The sequence below is a fragment of the Streptomyces sp. NPDC033174 genome (genome assembly GCF_055577795.1).
In genome coordinates this window covers 588829-606862 of record NZ_JBVIPQ010000001.1, presented here as the reverse complement: position 1 = coordinate 606862, position 18034 = coordinate 588829, and the positions used below count along the sequence as shown (strand labels likewise).

Annotated in this window: 18 protein-coding genes; 7 read left to right on the top strand and 11 right to left on the bottom strand. The window is 72.3% G+C overall.

The features are described 5' to 3' along the window. Positions 1 to 160: 160 nt before the first annotated feature. A complete protein-coding gene (locus tag ACZ5VC_RS02835) occupies positions 161 to 772 on the bottom strand; it encodes a TetR family transcriptional regulator (RefSeq protein WP_468705425.1) in 612 nt (203 codons plus the stop codon). A gap of 195 nt (positions 773 to 967) precedes the next feature. Between ACZ5VC_RS02835 and ACZ5VC_RS02830 the strand changes: the two genes are divergently transcribed. Genes ACZ5VC_RS02830 through ACZ5VC_RS02820 form a run of 3 tightly spaced genes read left to right on the top strand, consistent with a single transcriptional unit; the run spans position 968 to position 4187 of the window. After that, positions 968 to 2362 carry a glycosyltransferase family 4 protein gene (locus tag ACZ5VC_RS02830; RefSeq protein ID WP_469118321.1) on the top strand — a complete coding sequence of 465 codons (1395 nt, stop codon included), beginning with the start codon at positions 968 to 970 and terminating at the stop codon, positions 2360 to 2362. Further along, the gene (locus ACZ5VC_RS02825; protein ID WP_468705420.1) at positions 2362 to 3108 is read left to right on the top strand and encodes a class I SAM-dependent methyltransferase; all 747 of its coding nucleotides are present in this window, start codon (positions 2362 to 2364) and stop codon (positions 3106 to 3108) included. Before ACZ5VC_RS02830 ends, ACZ5VC_RS02825 begins: the two co-directional genes overlap by 1 nt. Continuing rightward, a complete protein-coding gene (locus ACZ5VC_RS02820) occupies positions 3105 to 4187 on the top strand; it encodes a prenyltransferase/squalene oxidase repeat-containing protein (protein ID WP_469118320.1) in 1083 nt (360 codons plus the stop codon). The genes ACZ5VC_RS02825 and ACZ5VC_RS02820 overlap by 4 nt, the downstream gene beginning before the upstream one ends. Before the next feature lie 18 nt (positions 4188 to 4205). On the opposite strand, the gene ACZ5VC_RS02815 is transcribed toward ACZ5VC_RS02820, so the two are convergent. After that, the gene (locus tag ACZ5VC_RS02815; protein ID WP_468705416.1) at positions 4206 to 4502 is read right to left on the bottom strand and encodes a hypothetical protein; all 297 of its coding nucleotides are present in this window, start codon (positions 4500 to 4502) and stop codon (positions 4206 to 4208) included. 112 nt (positions 4503 to 4614) lie between these two features. On the opposite strand from ACZ5VC_RS02815, the gene ACZ5VC_RS02810 reads away from it, so the two are divergent. After that, a complete protein-coding gene (locus ACZ5VC_RS02810) occupies positions 4615 to 5154 on the top strand; it encodes a hypothetical protein (RefSeq protein WP_469118319.1) in 540 nt (179 codons plus the stop codon). 2 nt (positions 5155 to 5156) lie between these two features. On the opposite strand, the gene ACZ5VC_RS02805 is transcribed toward ACZ5VC_RS02810, so the two are convergent. From ACZ5VC_RS02805 to ACZ5VC_RS02785, 5 genes are all read right to left on the bottom strand, one after another. Then, positions 5157 to 6167 carry an LLM class F420-dependent oxidoreductase gene (locus ACZ5VC_RS02805; RefSeq protein WP_469118318.1) on the bottom strand — a complete coding sequence of 337 codons (1011 nt, stop codon included), beginning with the start codon at positions 6165 to 6167 and terminating at the stop codon, positions 5157 to 5159. 109 nt (positions 6168 to 6276) lie between these two features. Further along, entirely contained in the window at positions 6277 to 7113 is an 837-nt protein-coding gene (locus ACZ5VC_RS02800) for a hypothetical protein (protein ID WP_469118317.1), read from the bottom strand. A gap of 92 nt (positions 7114 to 7205) precedes the next feature. Beyond that, positions 7206 to 8174, bottom strand: a complete 969-nt coding sequence (locus ACZ5VC_RS02795; protein ID WP_469118316.1) for an N-acetylmuramoyl-L-alanine amidase — start codon at positions 8172 to 8174, stop codon at positions 7206 to 7208. Between the two features lie 23 nt (positions 8175 to 8197). Then, entirely contained in the window at positions 8198 to 8857 is a 660-nt protein-coding gene (locus ACZ5VC_RS02790) for a class I SAM-dependent methyltransferase (RefSeq protein WP_469118315.1), read from the bottom strand. Between the two features lie 96 nt (positions 8858 to 8953). After that, complete coding sequence (locus tag ACZ5VC_RS02785; protein ID WP_469118314.1) at positions 8954 to 9301, bottom strand: hypothetical protein; 348 nt, start codon at positions 9299 to 9301, stop codon at positions 8954 to 8956. 250 nt (positions 9302 to 9551) lie between these two features. Between ACZ5VC_RS02785 and ACZ5VC_RS02780 the strand changes: the two genes are divergently transcribed. The 3 genes from ACZ5VC_RS02780 to ACZ5VC_RS02770 all read left to right on the top strand — a co-directional run bounded on the left by ACZ5VC_RS02780 (position 9552) and on the right by ACZ5VC_RS02770 (position 14490). Continuing rightward, positions 9552 to 11729 carry an acyl-CoA dehydrogenase gene (locus ACZ5VC_RS02780; RefSeq protein WP_469118313.1) on the top strand — a complete coding sequence of 726 codons (2178 nt, stop codon included), beginning with the start codon at positions 9552 to 9554 and terminating at the stop codon, positions 11727 to 11729. Positions 11730 to 11783: 54 nt separating this feature from the next. Continuing rightward, the gene (locus ACZ5VC_RS02775) at positions 11784 to 12977 is read left to right on the top strand and encodes a lipid-transfer protein (RefSeq protein WP_469118312.1); all 1194 of its coding nucleotides are present in this window, start codon (positions 11784 to 11786) and stop codon (positions 12975 to 12977) included. A 64-nt stretch (positions 12978 to 13041) separates the two neighbouring features. Continuing rightward, positions 13042 to 14490, top strand: a complete 1449-nt coding sequence (locus tag ACZ5VC_RS02770; RefSeq protein WP_469118914.1) for an MFS transporter — start codon at positions 13042 to 13044, stop codon at positions 14488 to 14490. Between the two features lie 54 nt (positions 14491 to 14544). Here the strand turns inward: ACZ5VC_RS02770 and ACZ5VC_RS02765 are convergent, their stop codons facing one another. Genes ACZ5VC_RS02765 through ACZ5VC_RS02750 form a run of 4 tightly spaced genes read right to left on the bottom strand, consistent with a single transcriptional unit; the run spans position 14545 to position 17994 of the window. Then, positions 14545 to 15150 carry a response regulator gene (locus ACZ5VC_RS02765; RefSeq protein WP_468705394.1) on the bottom strand — a complete coding sequence of 202 codons (606 nt, stop codon included), beginning with the start codon at positions 15148 to 15150 and terminating at the stop codon, positions 14545 to 14547. Next, positions 15147 to 16286 carry a sensor histidine kinase gene (locus ACZ5VC_RS02760; protein ID WP_469118311.1) on the bottom strand — a complete coding sequence of 380 codons (1140 nt, stop codon included), beginning with the start codon at positions 16284 to 16286 and terminating at the stop codon, positions 15147 to 15149. The genes ACZ5VC_RS02765 and ACZ5VC_RS02760 overlap by 4 nt, the downstream gene beginning before the upstream one ends. Before the next feature lie 29 nt (positions 16287 to 16315). After that, positions 16316 to 17035 carry an ABC transporter permease gene (locus ACZ5VC_RS02755; protein ID WP_469118310.1) on the bottom strand — a complete coding sequence of 240 codons (720 nt, stop codon included), beginning with the start codon at positions 17033 to 17035 and terminating at the stop codon, positions 16316 to 16318. Beyond that, entirely contained in the window at positions 17032 to 17994 is a 963-nt protein-coding gene (locus tag ACZ5VC_RS02750; RefSeq protein ID WP_469118309.1) for an ABC transporter ATP-binding protein, read from the bottom strand. The genes ACZ5VC_RS02755 and ACZ5VC_RS02750 overlap by 4 nt, the downstream gene beginning before the upstream one ends. Positions 17995 to 18034 lie beyond the last annotated feature (40 nt).

Below are 18034 nucleotides of genomic sequence, written 5' to 3'. Positions count from 1 at the left end.
GTGGGGAGGGGGGGGGGGGGGGGGGGTGTGGGGGGGGGGGGGGGGTGGAGGGGGGGGGGGGGGGGGTGGGGGGGGGGGGGGGGGGGGGTTTTCCCCCCCCCCCCCCCCCCCCCCCCCCCCCCCCCCCTCCCCCGCGGCACCGTCCCGCGTCACTCCCGGCTCACTTTTCCGACGCCGGATCCGTCAGGTCGATCAGCCGGCACACCGTCTCGATGTCGATCTTCACCTGGGCGATCGACGCCCGGCCCGAGAGCCAGGTGATCAGGGCCGAGTGCCAGGTGTGCTCGATGACCCGGACCGCCGAGAGCTGCTGCGGCGTGGGGTGGTCGAGACCCATCGCGTCCAGGATGATCGCCGTGGTCTGACGGGAGACGGTGTCCACCTCGGGGCTGACGCTGCGATCGGCGAACGTCAGGGCCCGTACCATCGCGTCGGCCAGATGCGGCTCCCGCTGGAGGGCGCGGAACGCCCGCATCAGGGTCTCCGCGACCCGCTCGGCCGGGTCCTCGGCGGCCGGGGGGCGCTTGCGGAGGGTGGTGTGGAGGTGCTGGAGCTGGTCCTGCATGGTGGCGACCAGAAGGTGGATCTTGGACGGGAAGTAGCGGTAGAGCGTCCCCAGGGCGACCCCCGCCGCCTCGGCGACCTCGCGCATCTGCACCGCGTCGAAACCGCCCCGGCTCGCGAGCTGCGCGCTGGCGTGCAGAATGCGGCGGCGACGCGCCTCCTGGCGCTCTGTCAGGGGAGGCGACGCAGGTCTGTCTTCCGCTGTCATGGGTCCCGTTCCGTGGCGTTGGCTCGCGACAGTATGGCCGGGCGTCCGCCGTGGCGCGAATCACCTGATCCGGCTCTTACAGCGGCGCTACCTGCCGGTAGATTCGAAGCTCGTCGAACGACCAAGTCTGAAACTTGTTCTAGATTAGCGCGAGCGGTTACGCTCCCGCGAAACGCAGTGAGAAGGGGGCCGCGAGTGACCGCTGAGGCCATAGAGACGGGCCCCCGTGCCGGTGCCACAGGAGACGGTGACCGTCCCCTGCGCATCGCCCTCCTCACGTACAAGGGAAACCCCTTCTGCGGCGGCCAGGGCGTCTACGTTCGGCACCTCTCGCGTGAGCTCGCCCGCCTCGGTCACCACGTCGAGGTCATCGGGTCCCAGCCCTATCCCGTACTGGACGAGGGCGTCCCGCTCACCGAGCTGGCCAGCCTCGACCTCTACCGGCAGCCCGACCCCTTCCGTACGCCCAAGCGGGACGAGTACCGGAACTGGATCGACGCGCTGGAGGTGGCCACCATGTGGACCGGCGGTTTTCCCGAGCCGCTGACCTTCTCCCTGCGCGCCCGCCGCCATCTCGCCGCCCGCAGGGGCCAGTTCGACGTGGTGCACGACAACCAGACGCTCGGCTACGGCCTGCTGGGCGGCCCGGGCGCGATCGGCGCCCCGCTCGTCACGACCATCCATCACCCCATCACCGTCGACCGGCAGCTGGACCTGGACGCCGCCACCGACTGGAAGCGCCGCGCCTCCGTCAGACGCTGGTACGCCTTCACCCGGATGCAGCGGCGGGTCGCCCGCCGACTGCCGTCGGTCCTCACCGTCTCCGGCTCCTCCCGCCAGGAGATCGTGGACCACCTCGGCGTGCGCGACGAGCGCATCCGTGTCGTGCACATCGGCGCCGACACCGACCTGTGGTCGCCCGACCCGTCGGTCGCCGAGGTCCCCGGCAGGATCGTCACCACCTCCAGCGCCGACGTTCCGCTCAAGGGCCTCATCCATCTCGTCGAGGCGCTCGCCAAGCTGCGCACCGAGAACCCGGCCGCCCACCTCGTCGTCGTCGGCAGGCGCGCCGAGGACGGACCGGTGGCCCAGGCCATCGAGCGCTACGGCCTCGAGGACGCCATCGAGTTCGTCAAGGGCATCTCCGACGCGGAGCTCGTGGACCTCGTGCGGTCCGCGCAGGTCGCCTGCGTGCCGTCGCTCTACGAGGGGTTCTCGCTGCCCGCCGCCGAGGCGATGGCCACCGGCACCCCGCTGGTCGCCACCACCGGTGGCGCCATCCCCGAGGTCTCCGGGAGCGACGGCGAGACCTGCCTCGCGGTACCGCCCGGCGACGCCGGCGCCCTGGCCGCCGCACTGGGACGGGCCCTGGGTGACGACGCGCTGCGGGCGCGCCTCGGCGCCGCCGGCCGCGCGCGGGTTCTCGCCAACTTCACCTGGGCCCGCGCCGCCCAGGGAACCGCCGAGCTCTACCGCGAGGCGATCGCCGCGCAGTCGCCCGGCGGCGCGGCCGGGGGCCGCTCCGCGGCAAGGATTCCGGGCCGCTCCGCGGCCCCGGGTACGGGTACCCCTATTGGGAGCAATCGCTGATGCTGACCGTCGACTTCACCCGCTTCCCGCTCGCCCCCGGCGACCGTGTGCTCGATCTGGGCTGTGGCGCCGGCCGCCATGCCTTCGAGTGCTACCGGCGGGGCGCCCAGGTCGTGGCCCTCGACCAGAACGGCGAGGAGATCCGCGAGGTCGCCAAGTGGTTCGCGGCGATGAAGGAGGCCGGGGAGGCACCGGCGGGTGCGACCGCCACCGCCATGGAGGGCGACGCGCTCAACCTCCCCTTCCCCGACGAGTCCTTCGACGTCGTGATCATCTCCGAGGTCATGGAGCACATCCCCGACGACAAGGGCGTGCTCGCGGAGATGGTCCGCGTCCTGAAGCCCGGCGGCCGGATCGCCATCACCGTTCCCCGCTACGGCCCCGAGAAGGTCTGCTGGGCCCTCTCCGACGCGTACCACGAGGTCGAGGGCGGGCACATCCGCATCTACAAGGCGGACGAGCTGCTCGGCAAGATCCGCCAGGCCGGACTCAAGCCGTACGGCACCCACCACGCCCACGCGCTGCACTCCCCGTACTGGTGGCTCAAGTGCGCCTTCGGGGTGGACAACGACAAGGCGCTCCCGGTTCGGGCGTACCACAAGCTGCTGGTCTGGGACATCATGAAGAAGCCCCTGGTCACCCGGCTCGCCGAGCAGGCGCTCAACCCGATCGTCGGCAAGAGCTTCGTGGCGTACGCGACCAAGCCGCACCTGCCCGCCGCCGACGCCGCGACGGCCGCCAAGTGACCTCACCGGAGCGCACGGAACACCTCGTCCTGCCCGGGGTCCTCACCGCCGAAGAGGCCGCGCAGACCGTCGCCGGAATCCTCGCCGCCCAGCGCGAGGACGGCGCGATCCCGTGGTTCCGCGGACACCACCTCGACCCGTGGGACCACATCGAGGCGGCCATGGCGCTGGACGTGGCGGGCGAACACGTCGCCGCCGAGCGCGCCTACGACTGGCTGGTGCGGCACCAGAACGGCGACGGCTCCTGGTTCGCCGCGTACCACGACGGGGACCACACCCAGGTCACCGACCGGGGCCGCGAGACCAACTTCTGCGCCTACATCGCGGTCGGCGTCTGGCACCACTACCTGTCCACCGGCGACGACACCTTCCTCGACCGGATGTGGCCGACCGTCTACGCGGCGATCGAGTTCGTCCTCGAACTCCAGCAGCCCGGCGGGCAGATCGGCTGGAAGCGCGAGGACGACGGTTCGGCCGTCGAGGACGCGCTGCTGACCGGAAGTTCCTCCATCCACCAGGCGCTGCGCTGCGCCCTCGCGATCGCCGAGGCGCGCGAAGAGGCCCAGCCCGACTGGGAGTTGGCGACGGGCGCGCTGGCTCACGCGATATGCCACCACCCGGAGCGGTTCCTCGACAAGAGCCACTACTCGATGGACTGGTACTACCCGGTCCTCGGCGGCGCCGTCACCGGCGCCGAGGCCACGGCCCGGATCGAGGACCGCTGGAGCGAGTTCGTGGTTCCGGGCCTCGGGGTCCGCTGCGTCCTGCCGAACCCCTGGGTCACCGGCGGCGAGAGCTGCGAACTGGCCCTCGCCCTCTGGGTGATGGGCGAGTCGGACCGGGCGCTCGACATCCTGCAGTCCATCCAGCACCTGCGCGCCGACGACGGCATGTACTGGACGGGGTACGTCTTCGAGGGCAGCCCGGCCGTGTGGCCGGAGGAGCTGACCACCTGGACGGCCGGTTCGCTGCTGCTCGCGGTGGGGGCGCTCGGCGGTGACGAGGCCACGTCGGCGGTGTTCGGCGGGGAGCGGCTGCCGAGGGGACTCGAGCCGGACTGCTGCCCGGCGCGTCAGTAGCGGCGCCGGGCAGCCCTCTCAGTAGCGGCGCAGACGACCGGCCGCGGCGTGACCGACGACGAGGTACACGGCCGCGGCGAGACCGTAACCGGCCACGACGCGCGCCCAGGCCTCGTCGAAGGTGAACAGGTCGTACGACCAGCCCGCGAGCCAGCGCGCCGTGTTCTGCACGACGTTCACCAGGTCGTTGGCGCGGTTCGCGTCCAGGAGGTACATCAGGATCCACAGGCCGATGATGGCGGCCATGACGTCGGCGAGGACCGAGACGATCGACGCCGCTTGCTTCGTTCCACTGCTGCGATGGCGAGAGAACATATCGAACGGCTTGCCGCTGTCGCCCGGACGAAACCCGTACGGCGCCGCCCGGGTGGCACGCGCGGCGGCCCGGGGTGAGGCTGGCGCCATCCGCTCTCCGGGAGGTCCCGCCGTGCTCCGTGCCGCTCCGCCGCGCCGCGTCCTCGTCGCGCTGCTGCTGGCCTGTGCTCTGCTCGCGTCCACGGCCGGCTGCGGCGGTGACGACGGCGCGAGCGGGTCGGCGACCCCCTCCGGCTCGACGGAGGCGCAGAGGTTCGCCAAGACCCGCTTCGTCGCCAACGCGGGTCTGGCCGCCGGGGCGACCTATCAGTGGATCGTGAAGCCCTACCGCGCGGGCGCCTTCAAGAAGGGCGCGGACGGCCGGAAGGTGGCCCTGGTCAAGGCCGGTCTCGCGGGCGCCTTCGCATACAACAGGCTCAAGGCGGCCGTGAACAACGCCAAGGGCGACCCCCTGCTCGCGAAGGCCGTCGCCCCGCTGACGGCGGGCATCGAATCGCTGAAGGGGCTGGGCAACAAGCTCCGCAGGGGCGAGGCGAGCGACGCGGACGTCGGCTTGTTCGAGAGCGTGATCGGGAACGTCAAGGACGCGGGCAGGAGCGCCGGCGCCGAGGTGACGGACAAGGTGCCCACTACCGTTCAACTCCGCGGCTGATCCTAGGTGTTGAGGTCGGCCAGCACCCTCAGGGTGGCCGGGTCCGGCGCCGTCACCAGCAGATCGGTGACCGGGCCCTCGCGCCAGGCCTCCAGCCGCCGCGCGATCCGCTCGCGCGGACCGACGAGCGAGATCTCGTCGGCGAACGCGTCGGGGACGGCGAGGACGGCCTCCTCGCGGCGCCCCTCGGCGAAGAGCCGCTGGATGCGCCGGGCCTCCGCCTCGTACCCCATCCTGCCCATCAGGTCGGCGTGGAAGTTGCGGGTCGCGTGACCCATGCCGCCGATGTAGAACCCCAGCATCGCCTTGACCGGGAGCAGCCCGGCGGTGATGTCGTCGCACACCTGGGCGCGGACCATCGGCGCGACCAGGAAACCGTCCGGCAGGCCCGTGAGGGACGCCTCGTACGCGTCGGTCCGGGTCGGCGACCAGTACAGCGGCAGCCAGCCGTCGGCGATGCGGGTGGTCTGCGCGATGTTCTTCGGTCCCTCCGCTCCCAGCAGGATCGGCAGACCGGCGCGCAGGGGGTGGGTGATCGGCTTGAGCGCCTTGCCGAGGCCGGTGCCGTCCTCCCCGGCGTACGGATGCGAGTGGAAGCGCCCGTCGAGCTCGACCGGGCCCTCGCGCCGAAGCACTTGGCGGATCACCTCCACGTACTCCCGGGTCGCCGTGAGCGGACTGCGCGGGAACGGGCGGCCGTACCAGCCCTCCACCACCTGCGGACCGGACAGCCCGAGGCCCAGCATCATCCTCCCGCCGGAGAGATGGTCCAGGGTCAGCGCGTGCATGGCGGTGGCGGTCGGGGACCGGGCGGCCATCTGGGCGATGGCCGTGCCCAGTTTGATACGGGAGGTGTGCGCCGCGATCCATGTCAACGTGGTGAACGCGTCGGAGCCCCAGGCCTCGGCGGTCCACACGGAGTCGTAGCCGAGCCGCTCGGCCTCGCGGGCGAGGTCGAGATGGGCGGGGTTCGGGCCGCGGCCCCAGTAGCCGAGTGCGAGTCCGAGGCGCATGGCCGGATCCCTTTCTGACGGGGCGTCAGCTAGCGGCGTCCGACTGTACGACAACGGCCCCCCGTCCGGAAGGGGTTCCGGGCGGGGGGCCGTTCGTGCGACCGGGAGGTCAGCCGCGCTGAATGCCCGTGGTGTCCTGGAGGACGCCACGCCGGCCGTCCTGCGTCTGGGCCACCAGGCCCGGTCCGCGCTGCTCGACCGCGAGGTACCAGGTGCCGGGTGCCAGCTCGGCGATCGGGGCGGGCGAACCGTCCTCCCCGTACAGCGGGCGGGCCACCGGAACCGCGAACCAGAAGGGCGCGAAGTCACCGGCCGGAGCGCCGGCGGGCGTACCGCCCTGCGCGGGCTGCGGCTGGGACTGCTGCTTGGCCGGCTCGGGCTGCGGCTGCGGCTGCGGGTGGCCCGGCTGGGCACCGTACGGCTGCGGCTGACCCGGCTGGGCGCCGAAGGGCTGCTGCTGGGCGCCCGGGTAGCCGTAGCCACCGGGGACGCCGGGCTGCGCGCCGTACGGCTGCGGGGCCTGCGGGCTGGGGGCGCCCACCAGCGGGGCCTTGAGCGCGGGGACCAGCGGCCCGGCGACAGCGGCGCCGGCGAGCACCAGCGCGGCGATCAGGCCGAGGATGAGTCCGGCGCCGGCGCCGTTCGACTCGAAGACCCACATGAGGATCGTCCACGCCGAGGCGATGGTGAACACCACGCCGGTCTGGCCGAGGTCGAGCCCGGCCACCTTGCGGCTCTGCGGGAGGCCGTGGGAGAGCACGATCAGGGCCGCGCCCGCGATGCCGAGGAAGAAGCCGCCCCAGCCGAGGGGGGACACCTCCCACGAGTTGACGTTGGCGCAGAAGCTGCCTGAGCAGTCGCTGATGCTGAGGAAGGAGGCGATGAAGAGCAACACCGCTGCTCCGATCACCACGCCATCGCCTCGAGTGAGGGAGCGGATGTTCACGTGAAAAGTCCTTCGTCGGGTCGTCTCGTCGGGGCGGCGCGAAGCACGGGGGCGGCCCCCATCGTAAAGAAAGAATCTATCGCCTGCGCGGTCTACCCCAGCAGGTAGGTACTGATGCCGTCCGCGATTCCCTGCGCCGCTTTCTGACGCCACGCCGCATTCGTCATCAATGCGGCGTCCTCGGGGTCACGCATGTTGCCGCATTCGATGAACACCTTGGGCACCGTCGACAGGTTGAGCCCGCCGAGATCCTCGCGGGTGTCCAAGCCCGTACGCCCGCCCACGTAGTTGGCGGGCGCGCTCCGGGTCGCGAGGGTGAAGCGGCCGGCGATGCGCTCGCCGAGCGCCCGGGACGGTCCGACGATCTCCGAGGTGTCGGCCGCGCCGCCCTTGACCAGGGCGGGAAGGATGACATGGAAACCGTGGTTTCCCGCCGCCGAGCCGTCGGCGTGGATGGACACGGCGGCGTCGGCATGGGCGGCGTTCCCGATCCGGGCACGCTCGTCGATGCAGGGGCCGAAGGGGCGGTCGCGGTCCTGGGTGAGGACCACCGTCGCTCCTTTCCCGCGGAGCAGGGCAACCAGGCGGTGCGACACGTCGAGTGTGAATTCCGCCTCGGTGTAACCGGCGTTGGTCGACGTGCCGGTGGTGTCACATTCCTTGCGGTTCGTTCCGATGTTTACTGACCTGTTGATTTCGCGGGAATGAGCGAAATTTCCGGGGTTGTGACCGGGATCGACCGCTACGACCTTCCCCGCGAGAGGCTTCGCCGAGGCTGTGGTGCCCGGCGTGGCCGAGGGGGCTTCGGTGGAGGGTGTGGCCGGTGAGGATCCGGTGGGCGGTGAGGCCGGTGTGGCCGGTGTGGCCGGTGTGGCCGGTGTGGCCGGTGTCGCTCGGGTCGCGGACCCGCTCGGCTCCGGCAATGGCCCGGCCACCGCCTGCCAGACCAGCCGGCCGGCCAGCGTGACCGTGATCACCGCGACGATCGCGATCGCCGCGATCGCCGGCTTCGAACGGGCCAGGCGGCGGGGGGTGGGGGGCTGCTCCTCGTCGTACGGCACGTCGTGACCCTAGCCGTACGGCGTCAGATTCCCGAGCCGGTACGGCGCAGCACCCGCAGGGAGTCCGTCACCGACACCTCGGTGAACGCGCCGGACTCCAGCGCGCGGAGATAGACGCGGTACGGGGCCTGGCCGCCGTCCGCCGGGTCGGGGAACACGTCGTGGATGACCAGCAGGCCCCCCTCGGCGACCTTCGGGGCCCAACCCTCGTAGTCACCGGTCGCGTGCTCGTCGGTGTGGCCGCCGTCGATGAAGACCAGGCCGACCTCGCCGCCCCATACCTTCGCGACCTGCGGGGACCGGCCGACGACCGCGACGACGTGGTCCTCGAGGCCCGCGTGGTGGAGCGTCCGGCGGAAGGTCGGCAGCGTGTCCATCCGCCCCACCTCCGGGTCGACCACGGTCGGGTCGTGGTACTCCCACCCCGGCTGCTGCTCCTCGCTGCCCCGGTGGTGGTCGACGGTGACCGCGACCGTCCCCGCCTCGCGGGCGGCGTCGGCGAGCAGGATCGTGGACCGCCCGCAGTACGTGCCCACCTCCAGCAGTGGCAGCCCGAGCGCGGACGCGGCCTCGGCGGCCGCCGAGTAGAGGGCGAGTCCCTCGCCCACGGGCATGAACCCCTTGGCGGCCTCGAAGGCGGCGAGCGTCTCCGGCTTGGGCGCGGCGGCAGCGGCGGCGGCCATGAGGTCCTCCTACTGGTCAGTACGTACGAGCCGCCATTATGGCGGCACATCGCACCGTGCACAGTCCCGGTTCACGGTGACAGGTCACGGGTCAGGTCACAGGTCGCTGTGCCGGGCCGCCCAGTGGCGCCCGTCGCGGGCCAGTTCGCAGATGTGGGCGGCGAGGACGGCGCCGGGGGCGATCCGTGAGGGGTTCCAGAAGGCGGACTCCTCGTGGAGGTCGCGCGGGCCGAGGGGCGGGTCCCATCGGTCCAGCTCGGTCTCCGCCCGCTGGGCGATGTGCAGGACCGTACGGGCCGGTGCGCCCCTGCCCAGCGGTGAACCGGCGCAGGGGCGGCCCTCGCCGCCCAGGGCCGTGGCCCCGTTGCCGGCCGTCGTGACCTGGGTGCTCGCGGCGAGGATGCCCGCGACGCAGAGCAGTGTCGTCGCGCGTGTGCTTCTCATGCCCGCACTATGGGCGCGCCGGGCCGCGGGGGCGGCTCGCGACGCTCCCCGGGACCCGGGGATCACCCGTCGGGCCCCGGGCCGGGGCGGCCTTCGCGGACAACCCGTACGGCGCGTACGGGAGATCACGTCCTCGGCGGGAGGCGGTATGCCCCTTCCGGGCGGCCCGAAGGTCCGCGTCGGCCTCGACGGAGCCGGATCCACGCACCTGACCTTCCGTCAGGTTAGAACGTGTTCTAGTCTGCCGCTCATGGGCATCGGAATCACGCAGGAGCAACGGGAGTTGGCCCGGTCCGCGCGCGGCTGGCTCGGACGGGCCATGCCTCCCGAAGAAGTACGCAAACACCTCGACGTCCCCGGCGCCGGAGCCGCACGCCCCGGCTACTGGTCCGCCGCCGCCGAGCAGGGCCTGCTCGGCATTCATCTGCCCGAGGCGTACGGCGGCGGGGGCGGCGGGCTCACCGAACTCGCCGTCGTCGTGGAGGAGGCCGCCCGCGCCCTGCTGCCGGGGCCGTACCTGCCCAGCACGCTCGCCGCCGAGTTGCTGCACCGCGCCGGACGCTGGGAACAGGCCGCGGCCCTCGCCCACGGTGACCGGATCGGGGCGGTGGCCCTCGGGCCCGGAACCCTCACCGCCGTCGCCGCCGAGAGCGGCGGGCTGCTGATCGAGGGGACGGCGCCGCCCGTACTCGGTGGCGCGCAGGCCGATCTGGTGATCCTGGCGGCCGCGGCGCCCGGGGCCGCCCACGGAACCGTCTGGCTCGTCGTCGACACCCCAAGCCTCTCCGTACGGGCCCAGGAGAGCGCCGACCCCACCCGGCCGACCGCCGAGGTCACGGCCTCTGGTGTGGTCGTGACGGAGGACCGGATCCTGGAAGGTCTGGACTGCGACCACGTCAGGGACCTCGCCTCCCTGCTGTACGCGGCGGACGCCTGCGGCACCGCGGCGCGGGCGCTGGAGACCGCGGCCGAACACGCCAAGGTGCGCGAACAGTTCGGGCGGCCCATCGGCACCTTCCAGGGTGTGAAGCACCTCTGCGCCGACATGCTCGTACGGCTCGAACAGGCGCGGGCGCTGACCTGGGACGCCGCCCGCGCCGCCGACGCCGAACCCGCCGTGCGCTCCCTCACCGCCGCGCTCGCCGCCGCCACCGCGCTCGACGCCGCGTACAGCTGCGCCAAGGACTGCGTCCAGATCCTCGGCGGCATCGGCTTCACCTGGGAACACGACGCACACCTGTACCTCCGCCGGGCCCTCGTCGCCCGCCAGCTCCTCGGCGGCACCGACGGCCACCGGCTGCGGGCCGCCCGGCTGGCGGCCGCCGGAACCCGGCGAGAACTGCGGCTCGAACTGCCGGCGGACGCCGAGCGGTACCGGATCCGGGCACGCGAGGAGATCGCCGTCGCCCGGGGCCTCGACCCCGCCGCGGCCCGGCGCGCCCTCGCCCCCACCGGGTACGCCGCACCACACCTGCCGCCCCCCTACGGCCTCGGTGCCGGCCCGGTCCACCAGCTCGCCGTCCAACAGGAGCTGGCCGCGGCCGAAATCTCGGTCGCCGACCTCGGGATCGCCACCTGGGTCGTGCCGTCCCTGCTCGCCCACGGCACTCCGGAACAACAGGAGCGGTACCTGATGCCCACGCTCCGCGGCGAGGTGCAGTGGTGCCAGTTGTTCAGCGAACCGGAAGCCGGCTCCGACCTGGCCTCGCTGCGGACCAGGGCCGACCGCACGGAGGACGGCTGGCGGATCAACGGCCAGAAGGTGTGGACCAGCGCCGCCCAGTGGGCCCACTTCGGCATCCTGCTGGCCCGCACCGACCCGGACGCGCCCAAGCACAAGGGTCTGACCTATTTCCTCGTCGACATGAGGAACACTCCCGGCATCGAGATCCGCCCGCTCAAGGAGATCACCGGCGACTCCCTCTTCAACGAGGTGTACTTCACCGACGCGCCGCTGCCCCTGGACGCCGTCGTCGGCGAGGTCGACGACGGCTGGAAGGTGGCCCGGAACACCCTGGGCAACGAACGTGTGCACATGGCCGACCAAGTGGCCTTCGACACCGGCCTCGAAGCGCTCCTCGCCCGGGCCGGCGGCCTCGACGAGACCTACGGCGCACGGATCGGGGCCCTGGTGGCGGAGGCCCACGCGCTCGGCTGCGTCGGACTGCGGACGACCCTCCAGCAGGTCTCCGGCCTCGAACCGGGCGCGGGCGCCAGTGTCCGCAAGCTCATCCAGACCACCCACCAGCAGAAGGTCGCCGAGCTCACCCTCGAACTGCTCGGGCCGGCGGGCGCCGTGCGCGAGGGACCGGGGGAGCGGGCCGTCCACGGCCTGCTGATGTCCCGCTGCCTCACCATCGCCGGTGGCACCACCCAGGTGCAGCTCAACGTCGTCGCCGAGCGCATCCTCGGCCTGCCCCGCGACTGAGGGCCAACCCCGTGAAGGCCCGTCCCGCGACTGAAGGACTGAAGGAGACGTGCAGTGAAGAGCTACATCGTCGGCGTCGGCATGACGAAGTTCGAGAAGCCGGAGACCCGGGACTGGCAGTACTGGGACATGGCGAAGGAGGCCGGCACCCACGCCCTCGCGGACGCGGGCCTCTCCTACGAGCAGGTCGAACAGGTCCCCGTCGGCTACTGCTTCCAGGCCTCCACGGCCGGTCAGCGCGCCGCGTACGAACTGGGTCTGACCGGTGTGCCCGTCTACAACGTCAACAACAACTGCGCCACCGGCTCCTCCGCTCTCATGCTGGCCCGCCAGTTCGTGGAGGGCGGGATCTCCGACTGCGTACTGGCCCTCGGCTTCGAGAAGATGGCCCGTGGCGCGCTCGGCGGGGGCTCCGACGGCGGGGACTTCAAAACGTCACCGGTCGCCCGGCACTACGGGATCATGGCGGCCGGACACGGCTTCGAGATGTCGCCCCCCACCGCGCAGATCTTCGGCAACGCGGCCCGCGAACACATGGAGCGCTACGGCACGACACAGGCGCAGCTCGCCGCCGTCGGGGCCAAGAACCACCGGCACTCGGCACACAACCCGAACGCCCAGTTCCAGGACGTCTACACGGTCGAGGAGATTCTCGCCGCCAAGACCATCCACCGGCCGCTGACCAAACTCCAGTGCTCACCCACCTCCGACGGGTCGGCCGCCGCCGTCGTCGTCTCCGAGCGGTTCGTCGAGCGCCACGGCCTCGGGGACAAGGCGGTGGAGATCGTGGCCCAGGCCATGACCACCGACACCGGAGAGTCCTTCGCGTCGGGGACCTGCATCGACGCCGTCGGGCAGCCGATGTCGCGGGAGGCGGCCCGCCAGGTCTACGAGAAGGCGGGCCTGGGGATCGAGGACGTCGACGTCATCGAACTCCACGACTGCTTCTCCATCAACGAACTGCTCACCTACGAAGCCCTCGGGATGTGCGAGACCGGTGACTCGGGCAAGCTCGTCGAATCCGGGGCCACCACCTACGGCGGCCGCTGGGTCGTCAACCCCTCGGGCGGCCTGATCTCCAAGGGCCACCCCCTGGGCGCGACCGGACTGGCCCAGGCCGCCGAACTCGTCCTGCAGCTCCGCGGCGAGGCCGCCGCCCGCCAGGTCGAGGGGGCCGCGGTGGGCCTCGCCCACAACATCGGCCTGGGAGGTGCGGCGGTCGTCACGCTCCTGCGCCGCCCGACCTAGGTCGAGCGGCCGGGAGGTCCGTACATCGATGTCCGGATGTACGGGCCGCCGGGTGACTGAGACCATGACGCCCATGGCCCAAGCCCCCGCAGAGACCTCAGCCGCCTCCATAGCCACCGGGTCCAGGGGGAGTTCGCTCCCCACCCGGGCGTGGCCGGTCGTCGCCGCCGCGTGCGCCGGACAGTTCCTGGTCGTCCTCGACGTGTCCGTCGTCAATGTCGCCCTCCCCTCGATGCGGGCCGATCTGGGGCTCTCCGCCCTCGGACTGCAGTGGGTCCTCAACGCCTACTCGATCGCCTTCGCCGGATTCATGCTGCTCGGCGGGCGCGCCGCGGATCTCTTCGGGCGGAAGAGGATGTTCCTGCTCGGGCTCGCGCTCTTCACCGCGGCGTCGGTGGCGGGCGGGCTCGCGCAGGAAGGGTGGCAACTGGTCGTCGCCCGTGCCGTGCAGGGGCTCGGAGCGGCCGTACTCGCACCGGCGACGCTGACCATCGTGACGGCCGCCGTGCCGCCCGGGCCGGCGCGGACACGGGCGATCGGGACCTGGTCGGCGGTCGGCGCGGGCGGCGGCGCGGCCGGGGGGCTCGTCGGCGGCGTCCTCACCGATCTGCTGTCGTGGCGCTGGGTCCTGCTGATCAACGTCCCGGTGGGTGTCCTCGTCCTGGCCTGCGCCGCCCTGTGGCTGAACGAGAGCCGTACGGACGTCGGACGGCGGCTCGACCTGCCCGGCGCGGTCCTGGTCACCGGCGGCCTCGCCGCGCTCGCGTACGGCATCGTGCAGACAGAGGAAGCCGGCTGGGGCGCCCGCCGGACCCTGCTTCCGCTGCTCGGCGGGCTCGCCCTGCTCGCCGTCTTCGTCGTGGTCGAGGCACGGACGGCGGCCCCGCTGATGCCGCTGAAGGTGTTCCGCGCCCGAGCCGTCTCGGCCGCCAACGTCGCCATGCTGGTGAGCGGTTCCGCTTCGTTCGGCATGTGGTTCTTCATGACGGTGTACGCGCAGAACGTCCTCGGCTACACCCCGCTCGAGGCCGGACTGGCGCTCGTGCCGAGCTCGCTGAGCGTCATCTTCGGTGCCAAGGTCGCCCCTCGTCTGATGCCGACGACCGGTGCCCGCAACCTCGCCGTCCTCGGCGCCCTGATCGCCGCCACCGGCTTCGGCTGGCAGTCCACGATGACCGCCCACGGCGCCTTCGCCACCTCGATCCTCGGCCCCGGCATCCTGATGATGACCGGTATCGGCCTGGCCGTGACTCCCCTCGCCTCGCTCGCCACGTCGGGGGCGGCGCCGGGCGACGCGGGCCTGGTCTCCGGGCTGGTCAACACCTCCCGGACCATGGGCGGCGCGCTCGGTCTGGCCGTCCTCTCGACGGTCGCCGCGTCGAGGACGGCCGGCGGCGCGAGCCCCGAGGCTCTGACCGAGGGCTACGCGCTCGCCTTCCGCACGGGCACGGGCGTCCTGTTGGCGGGCGCGGTCCTGATGCTCCTCTGGCTGCCGCGCCGCTCGGAGCCGTAGAGCCGACGGGGGCGGGGCTTTTGCTGAGCGTGCCGGGGCGTGCGGTACAGAGACCTAGAGCCAGCCCTGCCGGCGGGCCGCCCGGACCGCCTCCATGCGGTTGCGGGTGCCCGTCTTGCCGATCGCGGACGACAGATAGTTCCGCACGGTCGACTCCGACAGATGCAGCGTCGTGGCGATGTCCGCGATCGTCGCCCCGTCCACCGAGGCGCTCAGCGCGTCCCGCTCCCGTGCGGTCAGCGGGTTGGGGCCCGCGCTCAACGCGGCCGCCGCCAGGGCCGGATCGATCACCGTCTCCCCGGTGAGCACCCGCCGGATCGCCTCCGCCAGCTCCTCCACCGGCCCGTCCTTGACCAGGAACCCGGCCGCCCCCGCCTCCATCGCCCGCCGCAGATATCCCGGCCGCCCGAAGGTCGTCAAGATCAGTACCCGGCACTCCGGCACCTCGTCCCGCAGCTCCGCCGCCGCGTCGAGACCGCTGCGGCCCGGCAACTCGATGTCCAGCAACGCCACCTGCGGGCGCGCGACCAGCGCCGTGTCCACGATCTCGTCGCCCCGGCCGATCTGCGCGACCACCTCGATGTCGGGCTCCATCCCCAGCAGCAGCGCGAGGGCACCGCGCATCATGCCCTGGTCCTCGGCGAGCATGACTCTGATCATGGGCTGTGCTCCTCATCGGTGACCATCGTGTCGACCGGCAGCTCCGCCACGACCCGGAAGCCACGGCGAGGGGACGGTCCCGACTCCAGGGTGCCGCCTGCCGCCGCGACCCGCTCGCGCAGTCCCTTGAGCCCGCTGCCGGGCTGCCCCGCCCCCTTGCCCCGTCCGTCGTCGGAGATCACGAGACGTACGCGCTCCGGCGTGCCGTGCACGGTCATCTCGCAGCGGGAGGCACCACTGTGCCGCACGGTGTTGGTGACCGACTCGCGCACCACCCAGCTCAGCAACGCCTCGGCCTGCGGTTCCAGCGGCGGCCCGGACTGGCGGACGACCGGATCGATGCCCGCCGCGGTCAGCAGGTCGCGCGCCCGGTCGAGTTCGGTGGCGAGGCTGCCCTGGCGATAGCCGGTGACCGCCTCGCGGATCTCGGTGAGCGCCTGACGGCCGACGGCCTCTATGTCGGAGACCTGGGCGAGCGCCGCGTCGAGGTCGCGCGGGGCGAGCCTGCGGGCGGCCTCCGACTTCACCACGATCACCGAAAGGGTGTGACCGAGCAGATCGTGCAGATCCCGGGAGAAGCGCAGCCGCTCCTTCTCGACGGCCGTACGGGCCAACTCCTGCCGCGTCTCCCGCAGTTCCCTCACCGTCTCCGACAGGGCCAGGATCGCCGCCGTGACCATGCCCGAGATGAACGTGCCGTACGAGACGTTGACGGCCCCCCATCCGTCGCGCACCCCTGCGATGACACCGGCGGTCAGCGACAGCGGAAGCACCACCTTGGGGAGGGTGGGCCCCCGCAGCACCGAGCCGACGGCCAGTCCGAGCAGCGGGAAGTAGAGCAGCCACTCGCCGCCGTAGGCGATGGCCAGAGTGCAGGTGACGGCGGTCATGGCGATCAGGAGCCAGCCGGTGACCGGTGCTTCCCGCTTCCTCTTGTCGAAGGCGCGGAACACCACGGCGATGTACAGCGAGTTGAAGGCCAGCAGGCCCAGGCCGCCGATCCAGGGATTCGGGGTCTGGCCGTGGATGAGGTTGGAGAAGGCCCCCATGCCCATCAGCAGCCATGGGAGCATGGCGAAGCCGCCGGGCGGTCCCATGTCCTCCGGTGCGCCCCTCCAGCGCCACCTCCCCCTCATCAGGCCCCTCCCGCCCATGTCCGCCGAGGTCACACCGTCCTCGCGGACCGACGGTACGAGACCACCGCGTATGCACCGAACAGCAGGGCCCACGCGAGCAGCACACTCACCGCGGCCGGCGCGGGGGCCGCGCCCTCGGTGATGGCCCGGGCCAGCTCGGCGAAGCGGTTGGTCGGGGTGCACTCGGAGAGCGCCCTCAGCCAGCCGGGGAACAGCTGGACGGGGAACCACAGCCCGCCGACGATCGCGAGGCCGAGGTTGCAGGCGACGTTCACGACACCGGTGGTCTGGGCGGTGAGGCGGTAGCCGTTGCCTATGCCGAGGAAGGTGAAGGGGAGCGCGCCGAGCCACAGAGCGGCCGCGACGGCGGCCCACTGCCAGGCGTTCATCCGGACGCCGTTGACGAGGGCGCCCGCCGTGAGGACCGCGGCTATGGAGGGCAGGACGATCACCGAGCCGGTGAGGGCGCGCCCCATGACCACCTGGCGCGGACTCATCGGGATGATCCGCAACTGCCGCAGCCAGCCGATCCCCTTGTCCTCGGCGACCCCCGTGCCGGTCGACAGGGCCGCGCCCAGGGCGCCGTACGCCGCCATGCCGACCATGGAGGCCGTCTTCCACTGGTCCTCATTGGTGCCGAGGTTGGTGAAGAGGAGGTACATCAGGACCGGCATGCCGATGCCGAAGATCACGAATCCGGTGTCGCGCAGGGTGCGGCGGATTTCCAGGGTGACGTAGGCGAAAGTCATCGCACGGTCTCCAGTTCCGAGGAGGCGGAGGAAGCAGAGGAAGTGGGGGAATCGGAGGCCGCGGAGGCGGAGGTCAGGGCGAGGAAGGCGTCGTCGAGCGACCCGCGCGCGACTTCCAGGCCGCGTATGGCGCCCATGTCCGCGAGGGCGAGGACGGTGGCGTCCGAGTCGTCCGTACGAAGACGGGCGCGGTCCCCGTGGACCTCGACCGAGGTCACGCCAGGCAGCGAGCCGAGCCTCTCGGTGCCCCGGCCCGCCAGGTCGAACGAGACGAGGTTGCCGCCGGCCGCGCGCTTCAGCTCGTCCCCGGTGCCGTCGGCGACGATCCGGCCGCGGTCGAGGACGACGATCCGGTCGGCATGGGCGTCCGCCTCCTCCAGATAGTGCGTGGAGAACAGGACCGTGTTGCCACGCTCGGCGTAGGACCGCATGGAAGCCCAGAAGGCGTGGCGGGCCTCGACGTCGAGAGCGGACGTCGGCTCGTCCAGCACGATCAGCTCGGGCCGGCCGGCCAGCGCGACCGCGAAGCGGACCCGCTGCGCCTGGCCGCCGGAGAGCTTGTCGATCCGGCGTCCGGCGAACTCGGTGAGCCCGGCCAGCTCCAGCGCCTCGTCGACGGGCAGGGGGTCGGGATAGGTGGTGGCGACGAAGCGCACGAGCTCACGGACGGTGACGCGGGGGACGGGACGGCCCTCCTGGAGCATCGCCCCGACCCGGCCCGCGCCGACCGCCCGCGCGGGGGTCTCGCCGAAGAGACGCACCCGGCCCTCATCGGGCTCGTTCAGCCCCAGCAGCAGGCTGATCGTGGTGGACTTTCCCGCGCCGTTGCGGCCCAGCAGCGCGACCGTCTCGCCCCGCCCGATGGAGAGGTCGATGCCCGCCACCGCCTGAACGGCGCCGAAGGCCTTCGAGGCCCCGGTGAAGTGGACCGCCGCCGCGGTCCGAGCTGTCTTCGTCATGACCCGAACGCTACGGATCACGGGGGTGACCCCGGCAGAT